Origin of the sequence: Hydrogenophaga intermedia (genome assembly GCF_000723405.1) — a bacterium.
Taxonomy (GTDB): Bacteria; Pseudomonadota; Gammaproteobacteria; order Burkholderiales; family Burkholderiaceae_C; genus Hydrogenophaga; species Hydrogenophaga intermedia.
Genome location: NZ_CCAE010000009.1, coordinates 61863 through 84819 on the forward strand (window position 1 = coordinate 61863; position 22957 = coordinate 84819).

The 22957-nt window shown below is 70.6% G+C and carries 24 protein-coding genes; 7 read left to right on the top strand and 17 right to left on the bottom strand.

The genetic code is table 11. From position 1 onward, the window contains the following. The 8 genes from BN948_RS08040 to BN948_RS08075 form a co-directional block, all read right to left on the bottom strand. Positions 1–879 carry a FliM/FliN family flagellar motor switch protein gene (locus BN948_RS08040; protein ID WP_009518079.1) on the bottom strand — a complete coding sequence of 293 codons (879 nt, stop codon included), beginning with the start codon at positions 877–879 and terminating at the stop codon, positions 1–3. A 7-nt stretch (positions 880–886) separates the two neighbouring features. Continuing rightward, positions 887–1195 (bottom strand): flagellar hook-basal body complex protein FliE, encoded by a 309-nt coding sequence (gene fliE / locus BN948_RS08045; protein ID WP_009518078.1) that lies wholly within the window; start codon positions 1193–1195, stop codon positions 887–889. Between the two features lie 299 nt (positions 1196–1494). Continuing rightward, positions 1495–2124 (bottom strand): hypothetical protein, encoded by a 630-nt coding sequence (locus BN948_RS08050; protein ID WP_009518077.1) that lies wholly within the window; start codon positions 2122–2124, stop codon positions 1495–1497. Positions 2125–2150: 26 nt separating this feature from the next. Beyond that, positions 2151–2828: a hypothetical protein gene (locus BN948_RS08055; RefSeq protein ID WP_009518076.1), complete on the bottom strand. Its 678-nt coding sequence runs from the start codon at positions 2826–2828 to the stop codon at positions 2151–2153. Positions 2829–2965: 137 nt separating this feature from the next. Beyond that, positions 2966–3718 carry a hypothetical protein gene (locus BN948_RS08060; protein ID WP_009518075.1) on the bottom strand — a complete coding sequence of 251 codons (753 nt, stop codon included), beginning with the start codon at positions 3716–3718 and terminating at the stop codon, positions 2966–2968. 114 nt (positions 3719–3832) lie between these two features. Beyond that, on the bottom strand, positions 3833–4189 hold the full coding sequence (locus BN948_RS08065) for a hypothetical protein (protein WP_009518074.1): 357 nt from the start codon (positions 4187–4189) through the stop codon (positions 3833–3835). 94 nt (positions 4190–4283) lie between these two features. Beyond that, positions 4284–6257, bottom strand: coding sequence for a metallophosphoesterase family protein (locus BN948_RS08070; protein ID WP_009518073.1), 1974 nt, complete (start codon positions 6255–6257; stop codon positions 4284–4286). 40 nt (positions 6258–6297) lie between these two features. Continuing rightward, a complete protein-coding gene (locus BN948_RS08075) occupies positions 6298–7161 on the bottom strand; it encodes a LysR family transcriptional regulator (RefSeq protein WP_009518072.1) in 864 nt (287 codons plus the stop codon). A 78-nt stretch (positions 7162–7239) separates the two neighbouring features. Between BN948_RS08075 and BN948_RS26095 the strand changes: the two genes are divergently transcribed. Together BN948_RS26095 and BN948_RS08080 are read left to right on the top strand one after the other, a co-directional pair. Further along, on the top strand, positions 7240–7431 hold the full coding sequence (locus BN948_RS26095; protein WP_009518071.1) for a hypothetical protein: 192 nt from the start codon (positions 7240–7242) through the stop codon (positions 7429–7431). Between the two features lie 21 nt (positions 7432–7452). Next, positions 7453–8145: a DMT family transporter gene (locus BN948_RS08080; protein WP_009518070.1), complete on the top strand. Its 693-nt coding sequence runs from the start codon at positions 7453–7455 to the stop codon at positions 8143–8145. A 36-nt stretch (positions 8146–8181) separates the two neighbouring features. Here the strand turns inward: BN948_RS08080 and BN948_RS08085 are convergent, their stop codons facing one another. Both BN948_RS08085 and thiD read right to left on the bottom strand, forming a co-directional pair. After that, positions 8182–8682: a Dps family protein gene (locus BN948_RS08085; protein ID WP_009518069.1), complete on the bottom strand. Its 501-nt coding sequence runs from the start codon at positions 8680–8682 to the stop codon at positions 8182–8184. 84 nt (positions 8683–8766) lie between these two features. Continuing rightward, complete coding sequence (thiD, locus tag BN948_RS08090; protein ID WP_009518067.1) at positions 8767–9573, bottom strand: bifunctional hydroxymethylpyrimidine kinase/phosphomethylpyrimidine kinase; 807 nt, start codon at positions 9571–9573, stop codon at positions 8767–8769. Between the two features lie 125 nt (positions 9574–9698). Between thiD and BN948_RS27235 the strand changes: the two genes are divergently transcribed. Next, positions 9699–10595, top strand: a complete 897-nt coding sequence (locus tag BN948_RS27235; protein WP_035621093.1) for an SdiA-regulated domain-containing protein — start codon at positions 9699–9701, stop codon at positions 10593–10595. A 39-nt stretch (positions 10596–10634) separates the two neighbouring features. Then, complete coding sequence (locus BN948_RS27240; RefSeq protein WP_009518065.1) at positions 10635–11318, top strand: lamin tail domain-containing protein; 684 nt, start codon at positions 10635–10637, stop codon at positions 11316–11318. Here BN948_RS27240 and BN948_RS08105 read toward each other — a convergent pair. Beyond that, positions 11302–11961, bottom strand: coding sequence for a hypothetical protein (locus tag BN948_RS08105; protein ID WP_009518064.1), 660 nt, complete (start codon positions 11959–11961; stop codon positions 11302–11304). The two genes, BN948_RS27240 and BN948_RS08105, sit on opposite strands and share 17 nt — an antisense overlap. Before the next feature lie 45 nt (positions 11962–12006). Further along, on the bottom strand, positions 12007–12939 hold the full coding sequence (locus tag BN948_RS08110; protein ID WP_236953873.1) for an aldo/keto reductase: 933 nt from the start codon (positions 12937–12939) through the stop codon (positions 12007–12009). Positions 12940–13064: 125 nt separating this feature from the next. Between BN948_RS08110 and BN948_RS08115 the strand changes: the two genes are divergently transcribed. The 3 genes from BN948_RS08115 to BN948_RS25560 all read left to right on the top strand — a co-directional run bounded on the left by BN948_RS08115 (position 13065) and on the right by BN948_RS25560 (position 18366). After that, positions 13065–15200, top strand: coding sequence for a TonB-dependent receptor family protein (locus tag BN948_RS08115; protein ID WP_009518062.1), 2136 nt, complete (start codon positions 13065–13067; stop codon positions 15198–15200). A 708-nt stretch (positions 15201–15908) separates the two neighbouring features. Next, complete coding sequence (locus BN948_RS08120) at positions 15909–17072, top strand: ABC transporter substrate-binding protein (RefSeq protein ID WP_009516978.1); 1164 nt, start codon at positions 15909–15911, stop codon at positions 17070–17072. A 121-nt stretch (positions 17073–17193) separates the two neighbouring features. Beyond that, positions 17194–18366: a sensor histidine kinase gene (locus tag BN948_RS25560; RefSeq protein ID WP_009516979.1), complete on the top strand. Its 1173-nt coding sequence runs from the start codon at positions 17194–17196 to the stop codon at positions 18364–18366. A gap of 15 nt (positions 18367–18381) precedes the next feature. On the opposite strand, the gene BN948_RS08130 is transcribed toward BN948_RS25560, so the two are convergent. The 5 genes from BN948_RS08130 to BN948_RS08150 are packed head-to-tail and all read right to left on the bottom strand — an operon-like array spanning position 18382 to position 22956. Then, a complete protein-coding gene (locus BN948_RS08130) occupies positions 18382–18795 on the bottom strand; it encodes a RidA family protein (RefSeq protein WP_009516980.1) in 414 nt (137 codons plus the stop codon). 4 nt (positions 18796–18799) lie between these two features. After that, complete coding sequence (locus BN948_RS08135) at positions 18800–20419, bottom strand: AMP-binding protein (RefSeq protein WP_035621096.1); 1620 nt, start codon at positions 20417–20419, stop codon at positions 18800–18802. Beyond that, entirely contained in the window at positions 20416–21588 is a 1173-nt protein-coding gene (locus BN948_RS08140) for an acyl-CoA dehydrogenase family protein (protein ID WP_035621141.1), read from the bottom strand. The genes BN948_RS08135 and BN948_RS08140 overlap by 4 nt, the downstream gene beginning before the upstream one ends. 31 nt (positions 21589–21619) lie before the next feature. Beyond that, positions 21620–22471, bottom strand: coding sequence for an enoyl-CoA hydratase family protein (locus BN948_RS08145; RefSeq protein WP_009516983.1), 852 nt, complete (start codon positions 22469–22471; stop codon positions 21620–21622). Continuing rightward, a complete protein-coding gene (locus BN948_RS08150; RefSeq protein WP_035621143.1) occupies positions 22468–22956 on the bottom strand; it encodes a MarR family winged helix-turn-helix transcriptional regulator in 489 nt (162 codons plus the stop codon). Before BN948_RS08150 ends, BN948_RS08145 begins: the two co-directional genes overlap by 4 nt. Between the last annotated feature and the right edge of the window lies 1 nt (position 22957).

Below are 22957 nucleotides of genomic sequence, written 5' to 3' on the forward strand. Positions count from 1 at the left end.
TCAGACTTCCTGCAGGTTGGTCAGGCACAGGCGGCCCTTGTTCTCGACCACCAGGGCCTTGAGCACGGGGTTGTCCTGCACGCGCACGGTGGCGGTGTCGAGCGAGATGGGGAGAACGTCGCCCGGCTTGAGGCCGAGCAGCTCGCCCAGGGGCAAGGTTTTCTGGGCCAGGCGCACGTCCAGGCGCAGCGGCAGCGCGCGGCGCAGGCTGGCGCTGTCGCTGGCACGCACGGCGGACTGGCGGCGCGCGGGCGCCAGCTGGCGCAGCGCGGTGGCCAGGGTGTCGCTGTCGAGCGCGAACACCAGCAGGCCCAGCGGCGCCGAGCCCGCGAGCACCTGCGCCCACAGGAACATCGTGGGACCGCTGATGGGGCAGCGTGTGAGCGGGAGGCTTTGCTCAAACGCGAGTGTGGGTGCCTCGCCGTCGGCACCGCCGTCGATAGGGCCGCCGATGCGGCGCATCAGCGCCTGGCTCAGCAACTGGCCGAGCTGCGCGGCCAGGCGCTGCTCGGTGGCGGTTTCCAGCGGCGGCACGCATCGCGCGCCCAGTTCCCAGTCGGTGGAGCCGTAGCGGCGCGCCAGCAGCGCGGTGAGCGCCGAGCGCTCGATGGCGAAGGCACTGCGGCCGCCGCCGCTGCGGTGCGTGGCCCAGCGCAGCGTGGTCTCGATGGGGTTGGTGCGGCCGTGCGACACGCCGCCCAGGCGCACCGGCGCGCCGACGCGGCCAGGGAAGGCGGCGGCCAGGGCGTGGTCCAGGTCCTGTTGCGTGAGCTGGAACAGCGAGTCCAGTGCGTGGATGGGCCGGCCGAGTTCGCAGGGGTCGAGCGCGGTGAGGCGCGCGCCCGCGGCGGGCGGAAGGATGTGCGGCGTGTGGGCCATCGGTGCCTCAGATCGGCAGCTTCATGAGCTCGTCGAAGGCGCCCACGACCTTGTTGCGCACCTGCATCATCATGTTGAAGTTCAGGCTGGCTTCCTGGCTCTTGAGCATGGCGCCGACCAGGTCGTCGCTGCGGCCGCTCTCCACGGCGCTGACGGCGGCCTGCGCGGCGTGGCCCTTGTCGTCGGCGGCGCGCAGCAGGCCGCCCACGTGTTGTGTGAAGGACGGGCCCTGCGCCGCGCCCGAGGGCAGCACGTCGGCGAGCTGGGCCTGCGCCGTCTGCATCTGCTGCAGGCTGGCGTGGATGGAGGAAAGCATCGACGGGTTCAAGGGTGCTCCCGGGTGGGTTGTTTTGTGATTTGTGGAAAGGTACTGTCGCGAATCGTAATATGGATGGGTGACGCGTCAAGTGACTCGCCGGACGCGATCGGCGTTGGCGGGATGAGCGGTGGGGCGGGAGGGCCTGACGGTGTCGGGGGTGCGGCTTGGGGTGGACGGTTCTGGATGCGCCGCCTTTCTGGCCTCTGCTTCGCGCGGGCCGCTGGTATGTGTGCCCGTTCTCCGGCCCACGCCAGCCGTTAGCGCGAGGTCTCAACGAGAAACCAGCAAGGCGCCCCTCAGAGCTGGATCTGGATGTGCGGCAGAAAGCGCACGCTGGCGTCCTCGAACCGCGTCTTGTCGTACCGCAGAGTGGCTGCCCACAGCACGATGGAGGGGTCGATGGCCGGGTTCACCGGGTGCACGATGCAGCGCACCGCCTTCTCGTGCTGGAAGGTCTTGGCCACGCAGTCGGGGTACTTCAGCGCCAGGTTCACCAGCGACTCGTCGGCCACCGAGGCCCGCCGCGTGCCCGTGTCGCGCACGATCCACTCCACCCACTGGTCGCGCAGCTCGTCTCGCAGCGCGGCGCCGATGCGGTCGAAGTGGATCCAGCCGGTTTCCGCCACCGTGTCCCGGCGCGCCTGCTCGCGCGTCAGGTGAAAGTTGTCCACCCGGTAGTTCAGGTCGACCATCAGCACGCGGTTGAGCCCCGCCGCACGCTGGTGCTCCTGCGTCCACCGCGACGCGGCCACCAGCGCCGCCTGCTTGGCGCTGCCGCCATACACACCGGTGATGAGCCCGGTGGACAGCTCCGCGTTGTGGCCCGCGAAACCCAGGCTGCAGTCGCGCAGGCGGATGCGCTCCGGCACGTCGCGCGTGTGCGCCAGGAAGGACAGCTGGATCATGTCGCGTTGCTTGGCCACCATGGCGTGCTCCTGTTCCTGCGCTGCGCTCAGGCCTTGCGGTCCGTGGCCTTGCGCGCGGGCGCGGCGGCGGGCTTCTTCGATTTCACGCCGGGCTTGCGCCCGGTCTTCTCACGCGTGGGCGGGAAGTCGGGCGTGGGCACGCGGAACTCCACGTCGAGGTCCACGCCGCGCATGGCCCACACCTTCTTCGCCACGCGCTCGAGCACCTCTCGCGGGTCGTCCACCTGCTTGAGCTTGCTCAGGATGCACTCGATCACCGCGTAGGCGGGCAGGTCGGTGTCGTTGCGCCGGCGGTCGTCGGACAGCCACTGGTATTGCCGCGCCGAGGAGCGGCCGAAGATCTTGGCGAAGCGCGTGCCCAGGTCCACCCGCGCCCAGGTTTCCAGCTCGGTGCCGACGAAGGGCTCCAGCGCCGGGTCGTACATCAGGTGGAACAGCTCCTTGATGGAGTAGCGCGCCCAGCCGCGCTCGCGCGGCACCTCCTCGTACAGGCGGATGAGCAGCTCCAGCGCCTCGGGCAGCAGGGGCAGGGCGCACATCTTGTTGTAGTGGTTGGAGTTGCGAAACCCCAGCGCGTACTGCGCGTCGTACTTGGAGAGGTTGTGCTCGCCGCGCCATTCCTCGATGTCCAGCCCCATCATGGGCCGCTGCGAGCGCGGCTTGGACAGATCGACCATTGGTCGTTTGAGGGTGCTGGCGTTCATGTCTCTTGTGGCCGGGGCAAGGGATGCCGCCGGGGGTGTCGTTGGTATTTCACACTTTGCGGAGTTTAGCTTCAACAAAGTGAGTTAGTGAGCGCCGACCCTCGTTGGCCGCCGCTGTCGGACGGGCGGTGCGCCGCTCAGGCGCGCAGGGGCTCGAGCAGGCCGAAGGCGCTGTTGGCGCGCATTTCGAGGAAGCCGCCGGCGCACATGCGCGCGGTGTAGAACTGCTCGAAGCTGGCCACCGGGCCGAGCCCGTCGACGAAGGATCGGTACGCGGTCCAGAGTTGCTCGAACAGGTCGGGTGGGCAGGGGTAGCGGCGGAACACGTCCTGCAGGCGGCTGCGTTCGTAGCGCCAGTGCAGTTCCTGCGGGTCGCCCGTGGCGGCGGCCTGCTCGATGCGCGCGCCCAGTTCCTCGAAGGCCAGCAGGCGCTGCAGGTCGAGCTGGATGGTGGGGCCACCGGGCTCCAGCGGTCGGGCCTCGCCGCCGGCCTCACCGGCTGCGGGCACCACCGTGCCGCAGAGCTGGCCGTGGTGGGCGATGGCGCGGCGCGCCACCACCCAGGCGGCGTTGCTGAGCGTGGCCGCGCCGTGCGCGTCGAGGTCGGGCAGCGACAGCTGCACCCGGCCCGGCAGGCGCCGCGAGGGTTCTGCGCGCAGTTCCACCACCAAGAAGAGCACGGCGTCCGCGTACAGGCGCAGCACCGTTTGGCGCGCCTCGCGCGGCGCGTCGGCATCGGGCAGCCCGCGGCCCTCCACCACCTCGCCGCTGGCGTCGTGCGGGCGGGTGCTCAGGTGCAGCGCGATGCGCTCGGGCGCCACGCGCGGCGGGCGCAGCACCTCGGCGGCCCAGGCCAGCGCGCGGGCGGGGTCGTTCAGTCCGTCGTGCACGGCCGCCTCCCCGGGCGATGACCGGCAAAGGCGGGTCGCTCGCTCAGTTTTGCAATTCGCGAATATGCACACATGCGAACCATTATTCACCAAAACGGCGAATCGTGCACGTGTTCAGCGGCGGAAGTGTTGTTCGAGCTCGGTGAGCACGCCGTCGATGCCCTGCAGGGTGCCGGCGAGGTCGCGGCACAGCAGCAGCCATTCCTGGCGCTGGGCCGAGTGCTCGGGAGCGGTGTCGGCGGCGATGAGCTGCACGGTGGATTCGAGGTCGGTGCCGGCGCGCTGGCGCAGGCCCATGGCGTGGATGAACAGGCCGCGCGCGGTTTCCTGGGTGTCGCCCATGGCGGCGCGGGTGTCGTCGCTGCTCGTCATCACGTCGGCCATCAGCAGGTTGCGGATGGTCTCCAGTGTGCCGGTGAGGTGGCGCATGCGCTCGCAGACGGCGACGAGCTTGTCGAAGGCGTTTTCCATGGAGCCACCGACCTTAGCGCAGTGGGCGCAAGGTGTCCCGTGAAGGGGATCACGGGGCGTGTTCGGCGGATCGGCGGAGCGGCGCCACGGAGGATCAATCCTCGCGCGCTTCCGACTCGCGTGGCACGAAGTCGACATCGCGGCCGTCGCACAGCAGTTGCCGGATGCGCACCGGTGCGCCGCGTTCGTCGAAGTGCACCAGGCCGATGCCGGCGCCATTGAGCAGGCGCCGGCCGTGTGGTGTGCCCTCGGGTTTGCGCGGCGTGACTTTCATGTGGCGGCGACGCGTGAAGCGGTTGAGCGGCGAGCGCGGCGAGAACAGCCAGCGGTTGAGGTGGTCGAGCTTATCGAGCAGGCCGTCGGGGAAGCTGTTGCGCAGGCCGCTGCTGCAGATCTGCCAGATGTGCGGGCTCGGCGCGGGATCCGCCAGGGGCGACTGGCGTCGACCGCGTGGGCGAAGCTCCACGTCGTAGACGAAGGAGTAGTGCACGTCGCCCGAGAGCACCACGAAGGTCTGTGGCGTTTTCGGGTGGCGGAAGATGTTGAGCATGGCGCTGGCGGCGCCGGGGTGCGACATCCAGTTCTCGGCGTCCACCAGCAGTGGGTGACCGAAGAAGCTGAAGACCCGCTGCACGGTTTCGATGAGCTTGACGCCGAAGATGGGCGCGGAGGCCACCAGCAGCACGGCGGGGTGGCCGCGCAGGGCCTGCTGCAGGTCGGTCAGCGCTTCCCAGTCCATCAGGCCGGAGGGGCGGCGCGGCGAGCGGTCGGAGCGCCAGCGGTGGGTGCGGCTGTCCAGCACCATCAGCGGCGGCGTGGTGGGCCACACGTAATGCCAGTCGCGCCAGTGCAGCAGGCGTTCGATGAGGGCGTCGTGCGCCTCGCCGCCGGGCTCGTCGAGCGCGGCCTGCACGGCATCGAGCAGGGCGCCGCCACCAAAGGCCTCGGGCCGGTTGCCCCAGCCCTGGTTGAGCAGGTAGGCGACCAGTGCGTTGCCGATGACGCGGCGCGAGAAGGGATGGCCATAGGCCACGTCTTCCCATTCGCGGCTGAGGTTCCAGTCGTCGGTGACGTCGTGGTCGTCGAAGACCATGGCCGCGGGCAGGTGCGCGAGCACGCGCCGCACGGCGCCCAGGCCCTGGCGGAAGTTGTCGATGGCGCGGGCCTCGCGCGCGTAGCGCCGGGCGTTCTCCTCGCTCAGGCCGGGCGGGGGCGACAGGTCCAGGCCCTGCCAGGGCAGGGGCGACCAGACCAGCAGGTACATGGCCAGCACCTCGCCCAGGGTGATGAGGTGGTTGTGCGCGTTGTCGGTGGTGAAGATGGGCTTCTTCACGCCTTCGAACACGAGGTCGATGAGGCGCTCGCTTTTGGGCGTGCGCGGCAGCAACTGCTCGCGCCGGTAGTACGTGTCGGGGTGGGCGAGCAAGTCACTGGTGCAGCGCACCTCGCTGCCGTCGGCCCCGGCGATGACTTCCTCGCGCAGGCCCAGGCGCTGCATGAGGCCGTGGATGGCACGCAGCATGGGGCCGGCGACGTCGTCGCAATAGACCTGGTCGCCGCTGAGCACGAGGGCGGAAGGCCATGGGAGGTCATGGCTGGTGGCGTCGCCGAGCAGTTGCTCGATGTGTGCATCGGCGCGCGCCAGGCCATCTCCGCCATCGGCATGGTGCGGCTTGCGGCAGGAGCCGTGCAGCAGCGCGCGCACCGTGGGTGCGAAGCGTAGGCCGGGCGTGTCCCGGCCGGGGTAGCAGAGCGCGGGGTCGTCGAGCGGGGTCCAGGTGCCGTCGGCTTGGGCGAGGTCGAAGCGGTAGCCGATCCAGTGGCCGGGGTCGAGATCCCTGTCGAGTTCGAGCTCGACCAGCAGGATGGCGAGGTGATCGCCCGCGCGCAGCGTGTGCACGGTGGGGGTGTGGGTGGTGGGCTCGCCGCCATCGGGCAGCAAGGTCACGCGCAGTTGCGTGAGGGTGTGGCTGCAGGCCAGCCACCAGGCGATGCGGCGGGCCTGCACACGGCGAAGAACGGGGCCCGCGAGCACGGGAGGCAGATGGTCAGGCGAAGCTTCGGTCATTCCTTGGCATTGTGGCGGGCTTATGTGAAGCGAATGGCGGTCAGGCGGCTTGCCTCAAGGTCTGCACCAGCACGCGGTGCAACTCGTCCACCGCCGGCGATCCGCGCGACGCGCGGCTGCGGTAGGCCGCCACGGCCATGGGCGCCAGTGGCCCCAGGCCGTGCTCGGCCCCCAGCACCTGCAGGTGCGCCGGCGCGCTGCATTGCGTGAGCACGGCCACCGCCAGGCCGCTTTCCACCGCCGCGAGCTGCCCCGCCAGGCTTGAGCTGTGATAGACGACCCGGTGTCGGCGGCCCTGCAACGACAGCGTGGTCAGAGCGTGCTTGCGCGCGAGGCTGGCGTCTTCGTACACGGCGATGGGCAGCGGGTCGCGGCGCCAGACGTCGAACTGCGGCGAGCCCACCCACACCAGCGGCTCGTGGAACAACAGCGTGCCGCGCTGCGCGTGGTCGCGCGAGACCAGGGCCAGGTCGAGCTCGCCGCGCGCCACGCGCGGGATCAGCCGCGTCGATTGCTCGCAATCGAGTTCGATCTCCACCGACGCGTGGCGCGCGGCGAAGCGCTTGAGCACGGGCGTGAGGTAGCGCGCGGCGTAGTCGTCGGGCACGCCCAGGTGCACCCGGCCGAGCAGGGTGTCCGGCTTCATGGCCGCTTGCGCTTCGGCGTGCAGGTCGAGCAGGCGGCGCGCGTAGCCCAGCAGGGCCTGGCCGTCGGGCGTGAGTTCCAGCCGGCGCGGCCCGCGCAGCAGCAGCGGTGTGCCCACCGCGCGCTCCAGCTTCTGCAACTGCATGCTCACCGCCGACTGCGAGCGGCTCACCTCGGGCGCGGCGGCCGACAGCGAGCCCGCGTCGACCACGGCGACGAAACATTTGAGCCAGTCGATCTGCAGGTCGTCGGCGCGCATCAATGAATCCGATTATCGAATGAGAGGCATGCGAATTATCCGCTTCTCGAAACCATCGGCGGCGCTGACAGTGCGGGCATGGACCAAGACGCTCGCAACGAACGCCTGGCCGCCTGGCGCATGGCCCTGGGCGGCCTGATCCTGGGCACCTTGGGCGTGTTCCTGCTGGAATCGGGCAGTGACCCCGCCTCGGCCGCGTGGTTCCGCTGCGCCTTCGGGCTGCTGGCGCTCACGTTGTGGGCCTGGGCGGCGCGTCGCGCGCCGCTGTGACGCCTGCCGGCCGGCACGGCGGTGCGCGTGGTGGTGGCGGCCGCGCTGGTGGTGCTGAGCTGGGTCGTCTTCTTCGCGGCCATCCAGCGCTTGTCGGTGGGGCTGGCCACCGTGGTCTTTCACGTGCAACCGCTGTGCCTGATGCTGGCTGGCGCCTGGTGGCTCGGCGAGCCGCTGCCGCGCGCGCGCATCGCCGCCGCGCTGCTGGCCTTGCTGGGCCTCTCATTGGCCACGGGCCTGGTGGGCGGAGCCGGCGCGGTGGTGTCGATGCTGGGCGTGGGCCTGTGCCTGGTGGCCGTGGTGGGGCAGACGGTGGTGGGCGTGCTGCTGCGCGCGCGAACGCCGGTGCCGCCGCTGGCCCTGGCCTGGTGGCAATGCGCGGTGGGCGCGCTGGCTCTGTGGCCCTGGGTGCTGGTGGCGGGCTGGCCCGCGTGGGGGCCGGCCTGGGGTTGGCTGGCCGCGCTGGGCGTGGTGCACACGGGGCTGGCCTATGTGCTCATCTACGGCGGCATGGCGCGGTTGAGCACGTCGCGAACGGCGCTGCTGCAATTCGTCTACCCCGGCGCCACGCTGGTGTGTGACGCGCTGGTCTACGGGCGCTGGCTCGCGCCGGGGCAATGGCTGGGCGTCGGCCTCATGGGCCTGGCGCTGTGGTGGGGAGCCAGGCCCCCACGCTCCGCCGTTGCACGGGTCGCTGCCCCCCGAGTGGGCTGATCCGCCTCGGAGCGGCCCGGCGGCGGATCGTTTGCTTCACTCCTCCAGCAGCGAGCGCAGCATCCACGCCGTCTGCTCGTGCACCGTGAGGCGCTGCACCAGCACGTCGGCGGTGGGTTCGTCGCTGGCCTTGTCGACCAGGTCGAACATGGCGCGCGCGGTGCGGGCCGCGCCCTCGTGGCCCTTGGCCAGGATGGCCACCATCTCCAGCGCCTTGGGCGGCGTGGCCGGCGCGTCGGGCAGGGAGCTGAGCTTGGCGAACTCGGCGTAGCTGCCGGGCGCCACGTGGCCGAGCGAGCGGATGCGCTCGGCGATCGGGTCGACCGCGTTCCACAGCTCGGTGTACTGCTGCATGAACATGGCGTGCAGGCTGTTGAACATGGGGCCCGTCACGTTCCAGTGGAAGTTGTGCGTGGTGAGGTAGAGGGTGTAGGTGTCGGCCAGCAGGTGGCTCAGGCCCTTGGCGATGGCGGCGCGGTCTTTTTCGCTGATGCCGATGTTCACGGCCATGACGGGTTTGGTGGTCTTCTTGCTCATGGATGCGGGCTCCTGAAGGGGTGAACGACCGCCATAGCTTATCGCCGCCCGCATGCCGCAGGCTTGACGGGGGTCAAGCGCGGCTCAGCCCCGCTGCGCCCAGCCATGGTCAAGCGGGCCATGGCCGCGGCCCAGGCGCCACTGCGCCGAGGCCTGCAGCGCGGCGCGCACGTAGTCGCGCGCCTGCGCCACGGCATCGACCAGGGCCAGGCCGCGCGCCAGGCCGCAGGCGATGGCGCTGGACAGGGTGCAGCCCGTGCCGTGGGTGTTGGGGGTGTCGATGCGGTCGCCGTCCCAGCGCGCCACGCCCGCGTCGTCGAGCAGCAGGTCGGTGAGCACCGGACCACTGAGGTGGCCGCCCTTGAGCAGCACGCCGCGCGCGCCCAGGGTGCGCAGCGCACGCGCGGCGCCCTCCAGCGCGTCGGCCGTGGTGATGGCATGGCCCACGAACCAGCCGGCCTCGTCGAGATTGGGCGTGATCACCGTGACGCGCGGAAACAGCTCGGCCACCAGCACGGCCACGGTCTCCTGGGCGATCAGGCGGTCGCCACTGGTGGCCACCATCACCGGGTCGAGCACCACGCGCTGCAAGCGGTGGCGGTCGATGGCGCGGGCCACGGTGCGCACCACGTCGGGGTCGTGCAGCATGCCGATCTTCACCGCGTCCACGCCGATGTCCTCGACCACGGCGTCGATCTGCTGTTCCAGCAGGGCCGCGGGCAGGCCCTGGATGGCGCGCACGCCTTGCGTGTTCTGCGCCGTGATGGCGGTGATGGCGGTCATGCCGTAGCAGCCCAGCGCGGCCATGGTCTTGAGGTCGGCCTGGATGCCGGCGCCGCCGCCGGAGTCGCTGCCTGCGATGCTGAGGACGCGGGGGGGATGCAGGGTCATGTCGGGAGTTCCGGCCCATGGTCCGATGGGACCATTCGTGAAGGCCTCGATTGTTTCATCTGTTCATGTTCGGTTTCCAGAATCGACCGGGGAACTTTCCCGGACACAACAGAGAGACCCAGACCATGCCCTCCTTTTCGTTCCAGCGTGTGGCGGCGGCCATCGCGCTCCTGAGTGCCTCCCTTGCCCCCGTGGCCGCGCAAGCCCAGGCCCTGGACTTGTCGCGCTACACGCTGACCTCCAGCTTCGCGCTGCCCGGCACGGCCTCCGAGTCCTCGGCCATCACCTGGAACTGGGACACCAACACCCTGTTCGTGGTGGGCGACGAAGGCGACACCATCACCGAAGTCGCGCGCGACGGCACGGTGATCGGCAGCATGAGCCTCAGCGGCTTCGACGACACCGAGGGCCTCACCTACATCGGCAATGGCGAATTCGTCATCGCCGAAGAGCGCATCCAGGACGTCTACAAGCTGAGCTACCAGTCGGGTGGCAACGCCTCGCGCGGCTCGCTGCAGAGCGTGTCGCTGGGCGGCACCGTGGGCAATGAAGGCATCGAAGGCATTTCGTTCGATCGTGCCAGCGGCCAGTTCGTGACGGTGAAAGAGAAGAATCCGCAAGGCGTGCAGGTCGGCGGCATCAACTTCGCCAACGGCACCCACACCATGAGCAACCTGTTCACGCCCAACCTCGGCGTGGCCGACCTGTCGGACGTGCAGGTGCTCAGCGGCTTCACCGGCGCCAGCTTCGCCGACAACCTGCTGATCTACAGCCAGGAGTCGCAGCGGCTGCTGGAGGTGACGCGCACCGGCCAGGTGCTCAGCTCATTCGCCTTCACCACCATCAGCGGCATCGCCGAGGGCGTGACCATCGCCGCCGACGGCACGATCTTCATCACCGACGAATCGCCCTTCGTCTACATCCTCACCGCCCCGGTGCCCGAGCCCGAGACCTACGCGATGTTGCTGGCCGGCCTGGCCGCCGTCGCCGGCGTCGCGCGCCGTCGCCGCCGCAACGCCTGACCCCCGTTCTTCGTCACTTCTACCCACCGGAGCCTGAACATGAAAAAGCAACTCGCCGCCTTCGCCGTGGCCGCCTTCGCCGCCTGCAGCTCGTTCGCCGCCACCAGCGGTGTCGTCATCACCGAATGGATGTACCAGGGCGCTGGCAGCACCAACCGGGAATTCATCGAGTTCACCAACCTGGGCCCCACCGACGTGGACTTCAGCGGCTGGAGCTTCGACGACGACTCGCGCCTCTCGGGCACCTTCCCGTTGTCGGCCTTCGGCATCGTGGCACCGGGCGAGTCGGTGATCATCACCGAGATGAACGCCACCGCCTTCCGCGACGCCTGGGGCCTGGACGCCAGCGTCAAGGTGTGGGGCCCGTACACCAACAACCTGGGCAATGGCGACGAGATCAACCTCTTCGACGGCGCCGGCAACCTGGTGGACCGCCTCACCTATGGCGAGAACCCGCGCACGCGCGGCATCAGTGGCCGCGCCACCAGCGCCGACGCGCTGGGCGCGAACGACGTGTCGCAGTGGGTGTTCTCGTCGGTGGGCGACATCGAAGGCTCCTGGGCCAGCAGCCTGGGCGACATCGGCAGCCCCGGCCGCACCTCGTTCGCGAGCCCCGTGCCCGAGCCGGAGAGCTACGCCATGCTGCTGGCCGGCCTGGGCGCTGTGGCCGGCCTGGTGCGCCGACGCCGCAAGGCCGGGCTGGCCGCTACGACCGCCGCCTGATCGCCGCGCCCAGCGCGATCGCCGCCGCCGCGAGCGGCGCGAAGGCCTGGGCCTGGTCCATCGTGCCCAGTGTGGCGGCGCTGATCAGGCAGACCAGCACGCCCAGCACCAGCAGCGCCCACCACAGCCCGCGGCCGGTGCGTGAGCCCGGCCGCACGTGCAGCAGCAGGCCCAGGCCCGCCACCGCCGTGGGGTCGGGCGCCAGGCCGATGAACTCGGCCTGCACGATGGGCCGGGCGTCCGCCGGTGCCAGCAACGGCCACGACAGGGACGCCATGAGCAGCAACAAGGTGCCCGCGCGCGAGCGCCGTCCCCGGCCGGCCGTTCCGTTCAGCATCAGCCAGCCCAGCGCCGCCAGTACGTACAGCCCCGCCAGCGCCTGCGCGCCCCAGTTGATGGGCACGTACAGCCGCCACACGAAGCCCCAGGCCACCAGCGCGCTCAGTGCGGCCATCAGCGCCATGCCCGGCCGCGCGGCGTGTTCGTGTCCCTGCCACAACGCGAGCGCCAGGGCCAGCACCAGCACGTTGGCCAGCAGCCCCAGCGGCCACCAGGCGGCGTTGTGCAGCTCGAACAGGCGCCAGTAGGTGTCGGGCGCGAACATCAGGAAATCGGAAGGGCGGTAGCTCAACCACTCGGTCACGGGGACACCTCCGTGCGGCGCACTGCGGTGCTCATCGGCCGGTCCTCACAGTGCGCCGATCGCGCGCGCGATGCGCTCGCGCTGCGCCGCGTCGGGCAGCGGCCCGCGCGCGGCGGCCAGGTTTTCGCGCACGTGCGCCACCTGCCGCGTGGCGGGAATGGCGCAGGTCACGGCCGGGTGGGCCAGCACGAACTTCAGGATGAGCTGGGCCCAGCTCGTGGCGCCCACCTCCGCGGCCCAGCCGGGCACGGGGTGGCGCGCCAGCGCGCGCGTGAGCTGGCCTTCGCGGAAGGTGCGGTTCACGATCACGGCCACGCCGCGCTCCCGCGCCAGCGGCAGCAGGCGCTGCTCGGCCTCGCGGTCCAGCGGGTTGTAAGTGAGCTGCACGAAGTCGAGCGTCTGCGTGCGCAGGAGGCGCTCCAGCTCGTCGTGGTGCCGGCCCTCGGACGTGGTGATGCCGACGTATCGCAAGCGGCCCTCGGCCTTCATGCGCTGCAGCATCGGCAGGTGCTCCTCCCAGGCCAGCAGGTTGTGCACCTGCAGCAGGTCGAAGCGCGGCACGCCCCAGTGCGCGCGTGATTGTTCGATCTGCGCCGGGCCGCGCGCGGCGCTGCCGGTCCAGACCTTCTCGGCCGAGAACAGTGCCGCCGGCGTGCCCAGCGAGGCCAGCGCCTGCCCGATCACGGGTTGCGAGGAGCCGTACATGGGCGAGCTGTCGATCAGGCGACCGCCGTCGGCGAAGAAGGCGCGCACCACCTCGGCGCACTGCGCGCGGGCGCGCGGGTCGTTGCCGACGTTGAAGGTGATCCAGCTGCCCAGGCCGATGGCGGGGATGGTCTCGCCCGTGCTGGCGATGCGGCGCTGCGGCGGTTCGGGCGCCGCTTGCGCCCCTGCCGGCGGCACGGCGAATGGCGCCAGGCCCAGGCCGAGCATGGTGCGCCGCCGCAGGCCTGAGGGGAGGCGGTTCGGTTGTTCCATTTCAGTACGCATGGCGTGCACCGGGGTTGGTTATTGCATGGATCCGTCCGGCGTGGGAAATATCCCTCCCACAATGGCCCGGCCAGCGCGCGCACGCTGCCAGCCCACAGAACCCGAGGAGACCCATGAGATTTGCCGCCCACCTGCCCCTCATCGGCGCGCTCGCCGCCACCGCTGTCCATGCCCAGAACCGGCCCCCCGAGGGCGGTGCGCTCGCGCCCGTGGTCATCCGCGGCAGCGCCGATGCGGCCCAGCGCTGGCTGGGCAGCGCCAGCGTGGACGTGGTCGACGGCAGCGAGCTGCGCGAGGGGCAGTTGCAGATCAACCTGTCCGAGGGCCTGGGCCGCGTGCCGGGCCTGGTGATCCGCCAACGCGAGAACTACGCGCAGGACCTGCAGGTGTCCATTCGCGGCTACGGCTCGCGCGCCACATTTGGCGTGCGCGGTGTGCGCCTGTTCGTGGACGGCATCCCCGCCAGTGCGCCCGACGGCTCGGGCCAGGCGGCCAACTTCCCCCTCGGCAGCGCCGACCGCATCGAGGTGGTGCGTGGGCCGTTCGCCGCGCTCTATGGCGCCTCCAGCGGCGGCGCGATCCTGCTCTACACCGAAGACGGTGCGCGCCCCGGCGAATGGCGCACCGGCCTGGCCGTCGGGCCCGACGGCCTGTGGCGCCTGTCCACGCAAGTGCTCGGGCAGACCGGCACGGCCGAGGCACCGGGCTGGTCGTACGCGCTGGACGTCGGCCGCTTCGAGACCGATGGCCAGCGCCCGCAGTCGGCCGCGCACCGCAGCACGGCCAACGCCAGACTTTCGCGCGCGCACGACGGTGGGCGCACCACGCTCGTGTTCAACCGCCAGAGCGCCTTCTCGCTCGACCCGCTGGGGTTGACGCGCGCGCAGTTCGACGCCGACCCCACACAGACCGACGCGGCGGCGATCAACTTCAATACGCGCAAGTCGGTGTCGCAGACGCAGGCCGGGATCGCGTGGGAGCAGGCGATCGGTGGCGGCCACAACGTGGAGCTGATGGGCTACGCGGGACAACGGCGCGTGGTGCAGTTCCAGTCCATCCCCACCGGTGCGCAGGCCGCGCCGGGCAGCTCGGGCGGCGTGATCGACCTGGACCGCGACTACTGGGGCTTCAACGCGCGCTGGCGCCTGCAGCGCGAATGGCAGGGCGGCGAGCTTGACCTGAGCGCGGGCCTGGCGATGGACCGCCAGAACGACGCCCGCCGCGGCTACAACAACTTCGTGGGCACCGCGCTGGGTGTGCAAGGGCCGTTGCGGCGCGACGAGACCAACCGCGCCGACACGCTGGACCCGTACCTGCGCGCCGCCTGGACGCGCGAGGACTGGACGCTGGAAGGCGGTGTGCGCCGCGTACGCACACGCTTCGAATCGAGCGACCGCTTTCTGGCCAACGGCGACGACAGCGGCAGCGCGCGCTACAGCGGCACGCTGCCGGTGGTGGGCGCGCGCTGGCGCATCGCGCCGAACCTGCAGGCCTTCGGCAGCGTGGGGCGCGGGCTGGAAACACCCACGCTCAATGAGGCCGCTTACCGCAGTGGTGGTGGCGCGGGGCTCAACACCGAGCTCAACGCCGCGCGCAGCACCAGCGCCGAGATCGGCCTGCGCGGGCGCCACGGCGCGGGCCTGTGGAACGCCACGCTGTTCGACATCCGCACGCGAGATGAGATCGTGGTGCAGAACAACACCGGCGGGCGCTCCACCTTCCAGAACGCGGGCCGCACCGAACGCCAGGGCCTGGAACTCGCGGGCGAGTGGGCCTTCGGCGAGTTCGCCTTGACCAGCGCCTACACCGCCATGAGCGCGCGCTACCGCGACGGCTTCCTCACCTGCACCGCGACGCTGTGCCCCAACGTGAACGCGCCCACGCCCATTCCCGCCGGCCAGCGCATGCCCGGCCTGCCCGCGCAGCAGTTCTTCGCGCAGTTGGCCTGGACACCGCGCTGGGCCGCCACCGTGGGCGGCGTGTTCACGCTGGAGGCGCGGCGCAGCGGGCGCGTTCAGGTGAACGACTTGAACACCGACGCGGCCGAGGCGTACACGCTGTTCGCGCTGGGCGCGCGCTTCGAGCAAAGCACGGGCCCCTGGACCTGGCGGCAGTTCGTGCGCCTGGACAACCTGACGGACCGCCGCCACGCGGGCTCGGTCATCGTCAACGAGGGCAATGGCCGCTTCTTCGAGCCGGGCGCGGGGCGTTCGCTGTCGGCGGGGATCGAGCTGACGCGGCGGTTCTAGGGGGGCGCTTCGGGTGGTGCAGGTGCTTCGTCAGCTTCAGGTGCAGCGGGTGGGCGGGCCGAGGGCCCGGGGTACGGTGCGGCGGGCTTCACTGCGCTGCCCCTCGCTGCGCGAGGGGTTCGCTGCGGTGCTCGGGTGAGCGGCCCCGGCGGCATAACTCACTGCGCGCGCTTCGCGCGCTCCGTTCAGACAGATGCCGCCAATCAGTTCACGAGGCGCGCTGCGCGCGCGGGCCACTCACCCTGCGCTCCTCGCCAGCGCACAGGCGCCCGCCGCACCGTACCCCGGGCCCTCGGCCAGCGGAGCTGGTTAGCACGCGAGAAGGGAAGTCCGATTGTTTGTCTGGCCCTCCGTGGTGTCACTCGTCAGAGGCGGGCACAGGGCCGTGGCGGCGCCTGTGCGGTGCCGAGAAGCGCAGTGCGGGCGGCCAGCGCGCGCAGTGAGTTATGCCGCCTGGCCGCCCGCGCGAGCATCGCAGGGCAGTCCTCGCGAAGCGAGGACCACCGCAGTGAAGCCGCCACGGCCCTGTGCCCGCCCCTGACGCGCCAACCAGGGACCGGTATCCGCGCCCTCGCGATCAACGGTGGTCCTGGGCAGGCAAGCGTAGCGGCGTTGACCCGAACGATCGGTAGCATGCGCAACGTCTGGATACCGTCATGGGGTATCCGCTTGTCCTGCTTGCAGCCCGATCCCAGGAGGTCCAGCCCGATGCGCCCCACGCCCCGCCACACCCTCGCGACGGGCCTGACCCGCCGCGCCTTCGCCGCCAGCGCCATCGGTGGTGCCGCCAGCCTGGCCGCGCCGGCCCTGCTGGCGCAGAGCAACCGCATCGTGCTCGGCCAGTCGGCCGCGTTCAGCGGGCCGGCCGCGCAACTGGGCATCCAGTTCAACGCGGGCGCACAGCTCTATTTCGATCAGCTCAACCAGCAGGGCGGCGTGGGTGGCCAGCGCATCGAGATCGTCAAGCTCGACGACGGCTACGAGCCCGACCGCTGCGCCGAGAACACGCGCCAGTTGCTCTCGCGCGGCTGCACCGCGCTGTTCGGCTACATCGGCACACCCACCAGCCTGGCGGCGCTGCCGCTGGCCATCAAGGACGGTACCCCTTTCATCGCACCCTTCACCGGCGCCATGGGCTTGCGCCAGCCGTTCAATCGCCTGGTCTTTCATCTGCGCGCCTCGTACAACGACGAGACCGCGCTGATCGTGCGCCAGCTCACCAGCCTGGGGCTCAACGACATCGCCGTGTTCCACCAGAACGACTCGTACGGCAAGGCCGGCCTGGACGGCGTGACGCTCGCACTGGAGCAGCGCAAGCTCAAGCCCAAGGCCACCGCCACGGTGGAGCGCAACTCGGTGGACGTCGCCAAGGCCGTGTCCACCATCGTCGCGGCCAAGCCGCAGGCCGTGGTGCAGATCAGCGCCTACGCCTCTTGCGCGGCCTTCGTCCGCGAGGCGCGCAAGGCCGGCTTCGGTGGCACCTTCTTCAATGTGTCCTTCGTCGGCACGCAGGCGCTGGCCGACGCGCTCGGCAAGGACGGCGCGGGCGTGGCCATCTCGCAGGTGGTGCCCAACCCGTTCTCCACCACGCGACCCGTCACGCGCGAGTTCCTCGACGCGATCGCGCGAGGCGGCAACAAGGTGCAGCCCAACTACTCCAGCCTCGAAGGATTCCTCGCCGCGCGGCTGTTCGCCGAGGGCGCGCGCCGCACGCCCGGGCGCCTCAACACGGACTCGCTGGTGAACGGTCTCGAGGCCATCGGCGACACCAGCTTCGGTGGCTTCAGCATCTCGCTCGGTGCCGACAACCACGTGGCCTCACGTTTCTCTGAGCTGTCGATGCTCACGGGCGACGGTCGCGTGCGCACCTGAGCGGTCCGACCTGACAAACCTGACAGGGGGGTACGGTGCCAGGGCTGGCACCGTGCGGGTGAACGCATGCATCATGCAATGAACACGCGCAAGGGCGCGTTTCGCTCAATGATTGCCTGCCGTGTCGAACCGATCCCTGCTCTCCGCGCTGCCGGTGGCCGAGTGGCCATTGCCCCCCGGTGATCGTCTCCCCTGCGCGCTGCTGCTGGTCACCGCGGATGGGCTGGTGCACAGTGCCAACGCCACGGCATGCGCCTGGTTCGACGGCCGCACCCACGCCATGACGCCGCTGGTGCGTTTTCTGCGCCTCTGCGGACACGACACACGCGCGGGCGAAATCGATGCGTTCATGGAAGGCATGCGCCGGACCGGCGAGATGCGCGAGCTGAGGCTGGCGCTGTGCCGCCACACCGGCGAGCGCTTCTCGGCGCTGCTCATGGGCATGCCCCTGATCGACCCGAGTGGCCTGTACCTCGGCTTCGACACCATGGTGCTCGATCTGTCGCGCTGGCAGGACCGGGAGGCACTGGTGCCGTACACCCACGGCGAAGGCCTGCAGGCGCAACTGGAGACGCGCACCCGATCGAACGCCATGGCCATGCGCGACATCGACGCCTTCACACAGATCCTGTCGCACGACCTGCGCGTGCCGCTGCGCCACGCCAGGGGCTACCTGCGCCTGATGCGCGAGCACGTCGCGACGGCGAACGACCCCTTGCAGGCCGAGTACACGCAGTCGGCCCAGGGCGCCGTCGACAGCATGAAGGGAGTGATCGACGCGGTGCTCGACTTCGCTCGGCTGTCGCGCATGCCGCTGGACGTGCAGTTCGTGCCCCTGGGTCCTCTGGTGCGTGGCGTGCTCGGCCACCTGGGCCACCACGCGCACGCGCCCACGGTCGACTGGCGCATCGACGGCCGATGGCCCGGCGTGCGCGGCGACCCCAGGCTGCTCGCCCAGGCCTTCTCCCACTTGCTGGACAACGCCTTGAAGTTCACGCGCGGCCTTGAGCGCCCGGTGATCGAAGTGGGCTGGCGCGACGGCGCCGACGGCGTGCGCGTGATCCACGTCCACGACAACGGTGTGGGGTTCGACCGGCGCGCTTCGGACAAGCTCTTCATGCTGTTCCACCGACAGCATCACCCTCTGGAGTTCGAGGGACTGGGCACGGGCCTGGCACTCACGCGCCGCATCATCGAGCGCCACGGCGGCGCCATACGCTGCGAGTCCTCGCCCGGCCAGGGCTGCCGCATGAACTTCACGCTGCCGGGCGACCTGGCGAGCGGCGCCGCCTGAGGGTGTCCGCGCCGCTCAGCCGAGCGGGGACGGTGCGTCCGGCAGCACCGCTGTCACCTCGATCTCCACCTTCGCGCGCGCTTCCACCAGCCGGCGAACCTCCACGCAGGTCATGGCGGGGAAGTGCTTGCCCATCACCGCGCGGTAGGCCTCGCCGAGCTCGCGCAGGCGCGCGTTGTACTCGTCTCGGTCGAGGATGTACCAGGTCATGCGCACCATGTGCTCGGGGCCGGCGCCCGCGCAGCGCAGCACGTCGTGCACGTTCTGCAGGGCCTGGCGCGTCTGCGCGATGAAGTCGTCGCTCTCGAACTGCTGCTGGCCGTTCCAGCCGATCTGGCCGCCGACGAAGACCTGCGTGCCGCGCGCGGCGATGCCGTTGGCGTAGCCCTTGGCAGGTATCCAGCCGTCGGGGTGGAGGTGTTGCAGCATGGTGTCAGGCCTTGTCTCGGGAAACTTGTTGTCGAAGGGCGAAGCGTTGCAGCTTGCCGGTTTCGGTGCGCGGCAGGCGCTCCACGAACAGCACCTCGCGCGGGTACTTGTAGGGCGCCATGCTGGCCTTGGCGTGGTCCTGCAGCGCCTTGACCAGGGCCGCGTCGCCGGTGTGGCCGGGCTTGAGCACCACGTAGGCCACGATCACCTGGCCGCGCTCGTCGTCGTGGCGGCCGACCACGCCGCACTCGGCCACGGCGGGGTGGGCCAGCAGGGAGGATTCGCCCTCCGGCCCCGCCACGTTGTAGCCGGCGGTGATGATCATGTCGTCGGTGCGCGCCTGGTAGAAGTAGTAGCCGTCCGCGTCGCGCCGGAAGGCGTCGCCGGGGAAGTTCCAGCCGCCCTGCACGTACTGCGCCTGGCGCGGTTCATCGAGGTAGCGGCAGCCCGTGGGGCCGATCACCGCGAGGCGGCCGATCTCGCCGTCGGGCACGGGCTGGCCTTCGTCGTTCACGATGCGCGCGGTGTAGCCCGGCACCACGGTGCCGATGGCGCCGCGCCGCACGGCCTCGGGCGCGGCCGAGACGAAGATGTGGAACATCTCCGTGGCGCCGATGCCGTCGAGCATCTCGATGCCGCTGGCCTGCTTCCACAATTGGCGCGTGGCGTCGGGCAGACCCTCGCCCGCGCTCACGCAGATGCGCAGTTGACCGATGCCGTGCTGCTGCGCGAAGGGGGCCATCTGCCGATAGAACGTTGGCGCGGTGTAGCAGATGGTCGCGCCCTTCTCGGCGATGAGCTTGACCATGGCCTCGGGCGTGTAGGCGATCGAGGGGAAGTAGATCGATGAGCCGGCCCACATCGGGAAGATGAGCAGCCCGCCCAGGCCGAAGGTGAAGGCCAGCGGCGGCGATCCGACCACGATGTCGTCGGGCGTGGCGCGCAGCACGTGGCGCGGCCAGCACTCACAGGCGGCCAGCACGTCGCGGTGCGTGTGCACAGCGGCCTTGGGCACACCCGTGGTGCCGGAGGTGAAGGCCAGCAGCGCGATGTCGTCGCCCGCGGTGGGGCAGGGCGTGGCCTGCTCGGGCTGCTTGGCGGCCAGCGCCTCCAGGCTGTCGGCGCCGTCGGTGTTGAAGCGCAACATCGGCAGGGCGCTGCCGCAGGCCTCCAGCTCGGCGGTGAGCTTGGCGTCGCACAGCAGCAGCGCCGGCTGCGACTTGTCGATGATGCCCTTGAGTTCCTTGGCGCGCAGCAGCGGCATGGTCGCCACCACCACCAGCCCCGCCTGCACCACGGCCAGCCAGGCCAGGGCCATCGCCACCGAGTTGCCGCCGCGCAGCAGCACGCGGTTGCCGGGCACCAAGCCATGCTCGCGCACCAGCAGGTTGGTGATGCGGTTGACCTGCTCGCGTGCTTGCGCGTAGCTCAGCGTGCGCGCGTCGCTGCGCAGGAAGGGGCGATCGGCGTGGCCGTTGGACGAGGCGCGATCGAACAGGGCCTGCACCAGGTTCACCTGCGCGGGAATGGCCTTGAGTTCGGGCGTGTCGAAGCGCAGCTCGGGCCACTGTTCGTGGGGCGGCAGGCGGTCGTGCACGAAGCGGTCGGTCTGGGCAGAGGTCATGTTTTCAGCGCGGCTTTGCCAAGGATGAGGAGCTGCACTTCGCTTGCGCCTTCGTAGATGCGCAGCGAGCGGATGTCGCGGTAGAGGTGTTCCACCACCTCGCCCACGCGCACGCCGCGTCCGCCGAACATCTGCACGGCCATGTCGATCACGCGCTGCGCGTTCTCCGTGGCCGTGAGCTTGGCGGCGGCGGCTGCCGCCGTATAGGCGGGCGTGCCGGCGCCCTGCGTGGGGCTTTCGTCGCGCATCCACGCGGCGCGGTAGGTGAGCATCGCGGCGGCGTCGATGAGCGCACTCATCTCGCCCAGTCGGGCCTGGGTGAGTTGAAAGTCGGCCAGGTGCTGGCCGAACATCTTGCGTTGCCTCGCATGGGCCACCGCCTCGGCGAAGGCGCGGCGCGCCATGCCCAGCGCGGCGGCGGCCACCGAGGCGCGGAAGATGTCCAGCGTCTGCATGGCCAGCTTGAAGCCGCCATCCACCGTGCCCACCAGCGCGTCGGCACCGACGCGGCAGTTCGTGAACTTCAGCGTGGCCAGTGGGTGCGGGGCCATCACGTCGATGTGCTCGGAGGTGTCCAGGCCCGGTGCGTCGGCCGGCACCACGAAGGCGCTGATGCCGCGCGCGCCCGCGTCGGGCGTGGTCTTGGCGAATACCACGTAGAAATCCGCCAGGCCGCCGTTGCTGATCCAGGTCTTGCTGCCGTCGAGTACCCAGCCGCCGTCGGCCTGGCGCGCGCTGGTCTTCATGCCCGCGACGTCGGAGCCGGCCTCGGGCTCGCTGAGCGCGAAGGCGGCGATCTGCGCGCCGTTGGCCACCGCGCGCAGGCGCTGTTCGCGTTGCGCGTCGCTGCCGCCGAGCGTGATGCTGCCGCTGCCCAGGCCCTGCATGGCGAAGGCGAAGTCGGCAAGCGGCGAGTGGAAAGCGAGCGTCTCGCGCAGGATGACGAGCGCGCGCGAGTCGAGCTTGTCGAGCGCGCCACCGTGCGCGGCGGGCACGCAGTAGCGCAACCAGCCGGCCTCACCGAGCTTGTGAACCCACTCGCGGCAGGCGCGGCGGTCGTCGGACTCATCGACCCGTTGCGCGCCAGCCCAGTCGGCCAGACCGAGTGCGAGCGTGTGGTGGTGCTGGTTGAAGAAGGGCAGTTCCCACTGCGCTTGCGGCGGGGTCATGCCGTGGGGACGATCAAAAGCCACCATGGGCTCAGTCTCCTTCGAAGGCCGGGCGTTGCTTGGCGGCGAAAGCCTCGTAGGCACGCCGGAAGTCCTGCGTCTGCATGCAGATCGCCTGGGCTTGCGCCTCGGCTTCGATGGCCTGGTCCAGCGTCATGGCCCATTCCTGGTGCAGCATGGTCTTGGTCATGCCGTGCGCGAAGGTGGGGCCTTCGGCGAGCGAGGCGGCGAGTTTGAGCGCCGCCTCGGGCAGCGCATCCGGTTCGTGCAGCGCGTTGAAGAAGCCCCAGGCCAGGCCTTCGTCGGCTTTCATGGAACGGCCAGTGAACAGCAGCTCGCTCGCGCGCCCCTGGCCGATGACGCGCGGCAGCAGCGCGCAGGCGCCCATGTCGGCGCCGGCCAGGCCCACACGCGTGAACAGGAAGGCGGTGCTGGTGCGCGGCGTGCCCAGGCGCAGGTCGGACGCCAGCGCCATCATGGCGCCGGCGCCCGCGCACACCCCATCGATGGCAGCCACGATGGGCTGCGGGCAGGCGCGCATGGCGGCCACCAGCGCGCCCGTCATGCGCGTGAAGGCCAGCAGCTCGGGCATGGTCATGGTGGTGAGCGGGCCGATGATCTCGTGCACGTCGCCGCCCGAGCAGAAGTTGCCGCCGGCGCCGGTGAGCACCACGGCCTTCACGTCGGTGGCGCGCTGCAGGCCGTTGAACCAGTCGCGCAACTCGGCGTAGGAGTCGAAGGTCAGCGGGTTCTTGCGGTCCGGCCGGTTGAGCGTGACGGTGGCCACGCCGTTCGTGATGGACAGGGCGAAGTGCCTGGGCGAGGCCGGGGCCGGCGCGTACTGGCCGCGCATGGGGTTGTGGTCGGGGATGGGGTGTTTCATTCGCTGGCGTCCGTCAGGCGCTGGTTGAGGTCGAGCTGGTGCTGCTTCACTTTGCCGAGCAGTTTGTAGAGCTGCTCCAGGTCGCGCGGTGACAGGCCCTCGAAGGCCTCCACGATCCAGTGCTCGTGCTGCTCGGCCATCTGCGTGAAGGCGCGGCGGCCAGGGTCGGTCAGGCGCACGCGGAAGGCGCGCCGGTCGCCCTCCACACCCGTGCGCTCCACCAGGCCCTCGGCCACCAGCTGGTCGGTGATGCCGGTGACGTTGCCGCCGGTGACCATGAGCCGGTGCGACAGCTCCTTCATCTTCAGGCCCTCGGGGTGGCGCTCCAGTTGCGCCATGAGGTCGAAGCGCGGCAAGGTGGTGTCGAAGTGCTCGCGCAGGCCGGCGCGCACGCGCTTCTCGATGAGTTGCGAGCAGGTGAGCAGGCGCAGCCACAGGCGCAACTCGTGCGCGTGCTCGCTGTGCGCGCGCGCCTCGAGGTCCAGG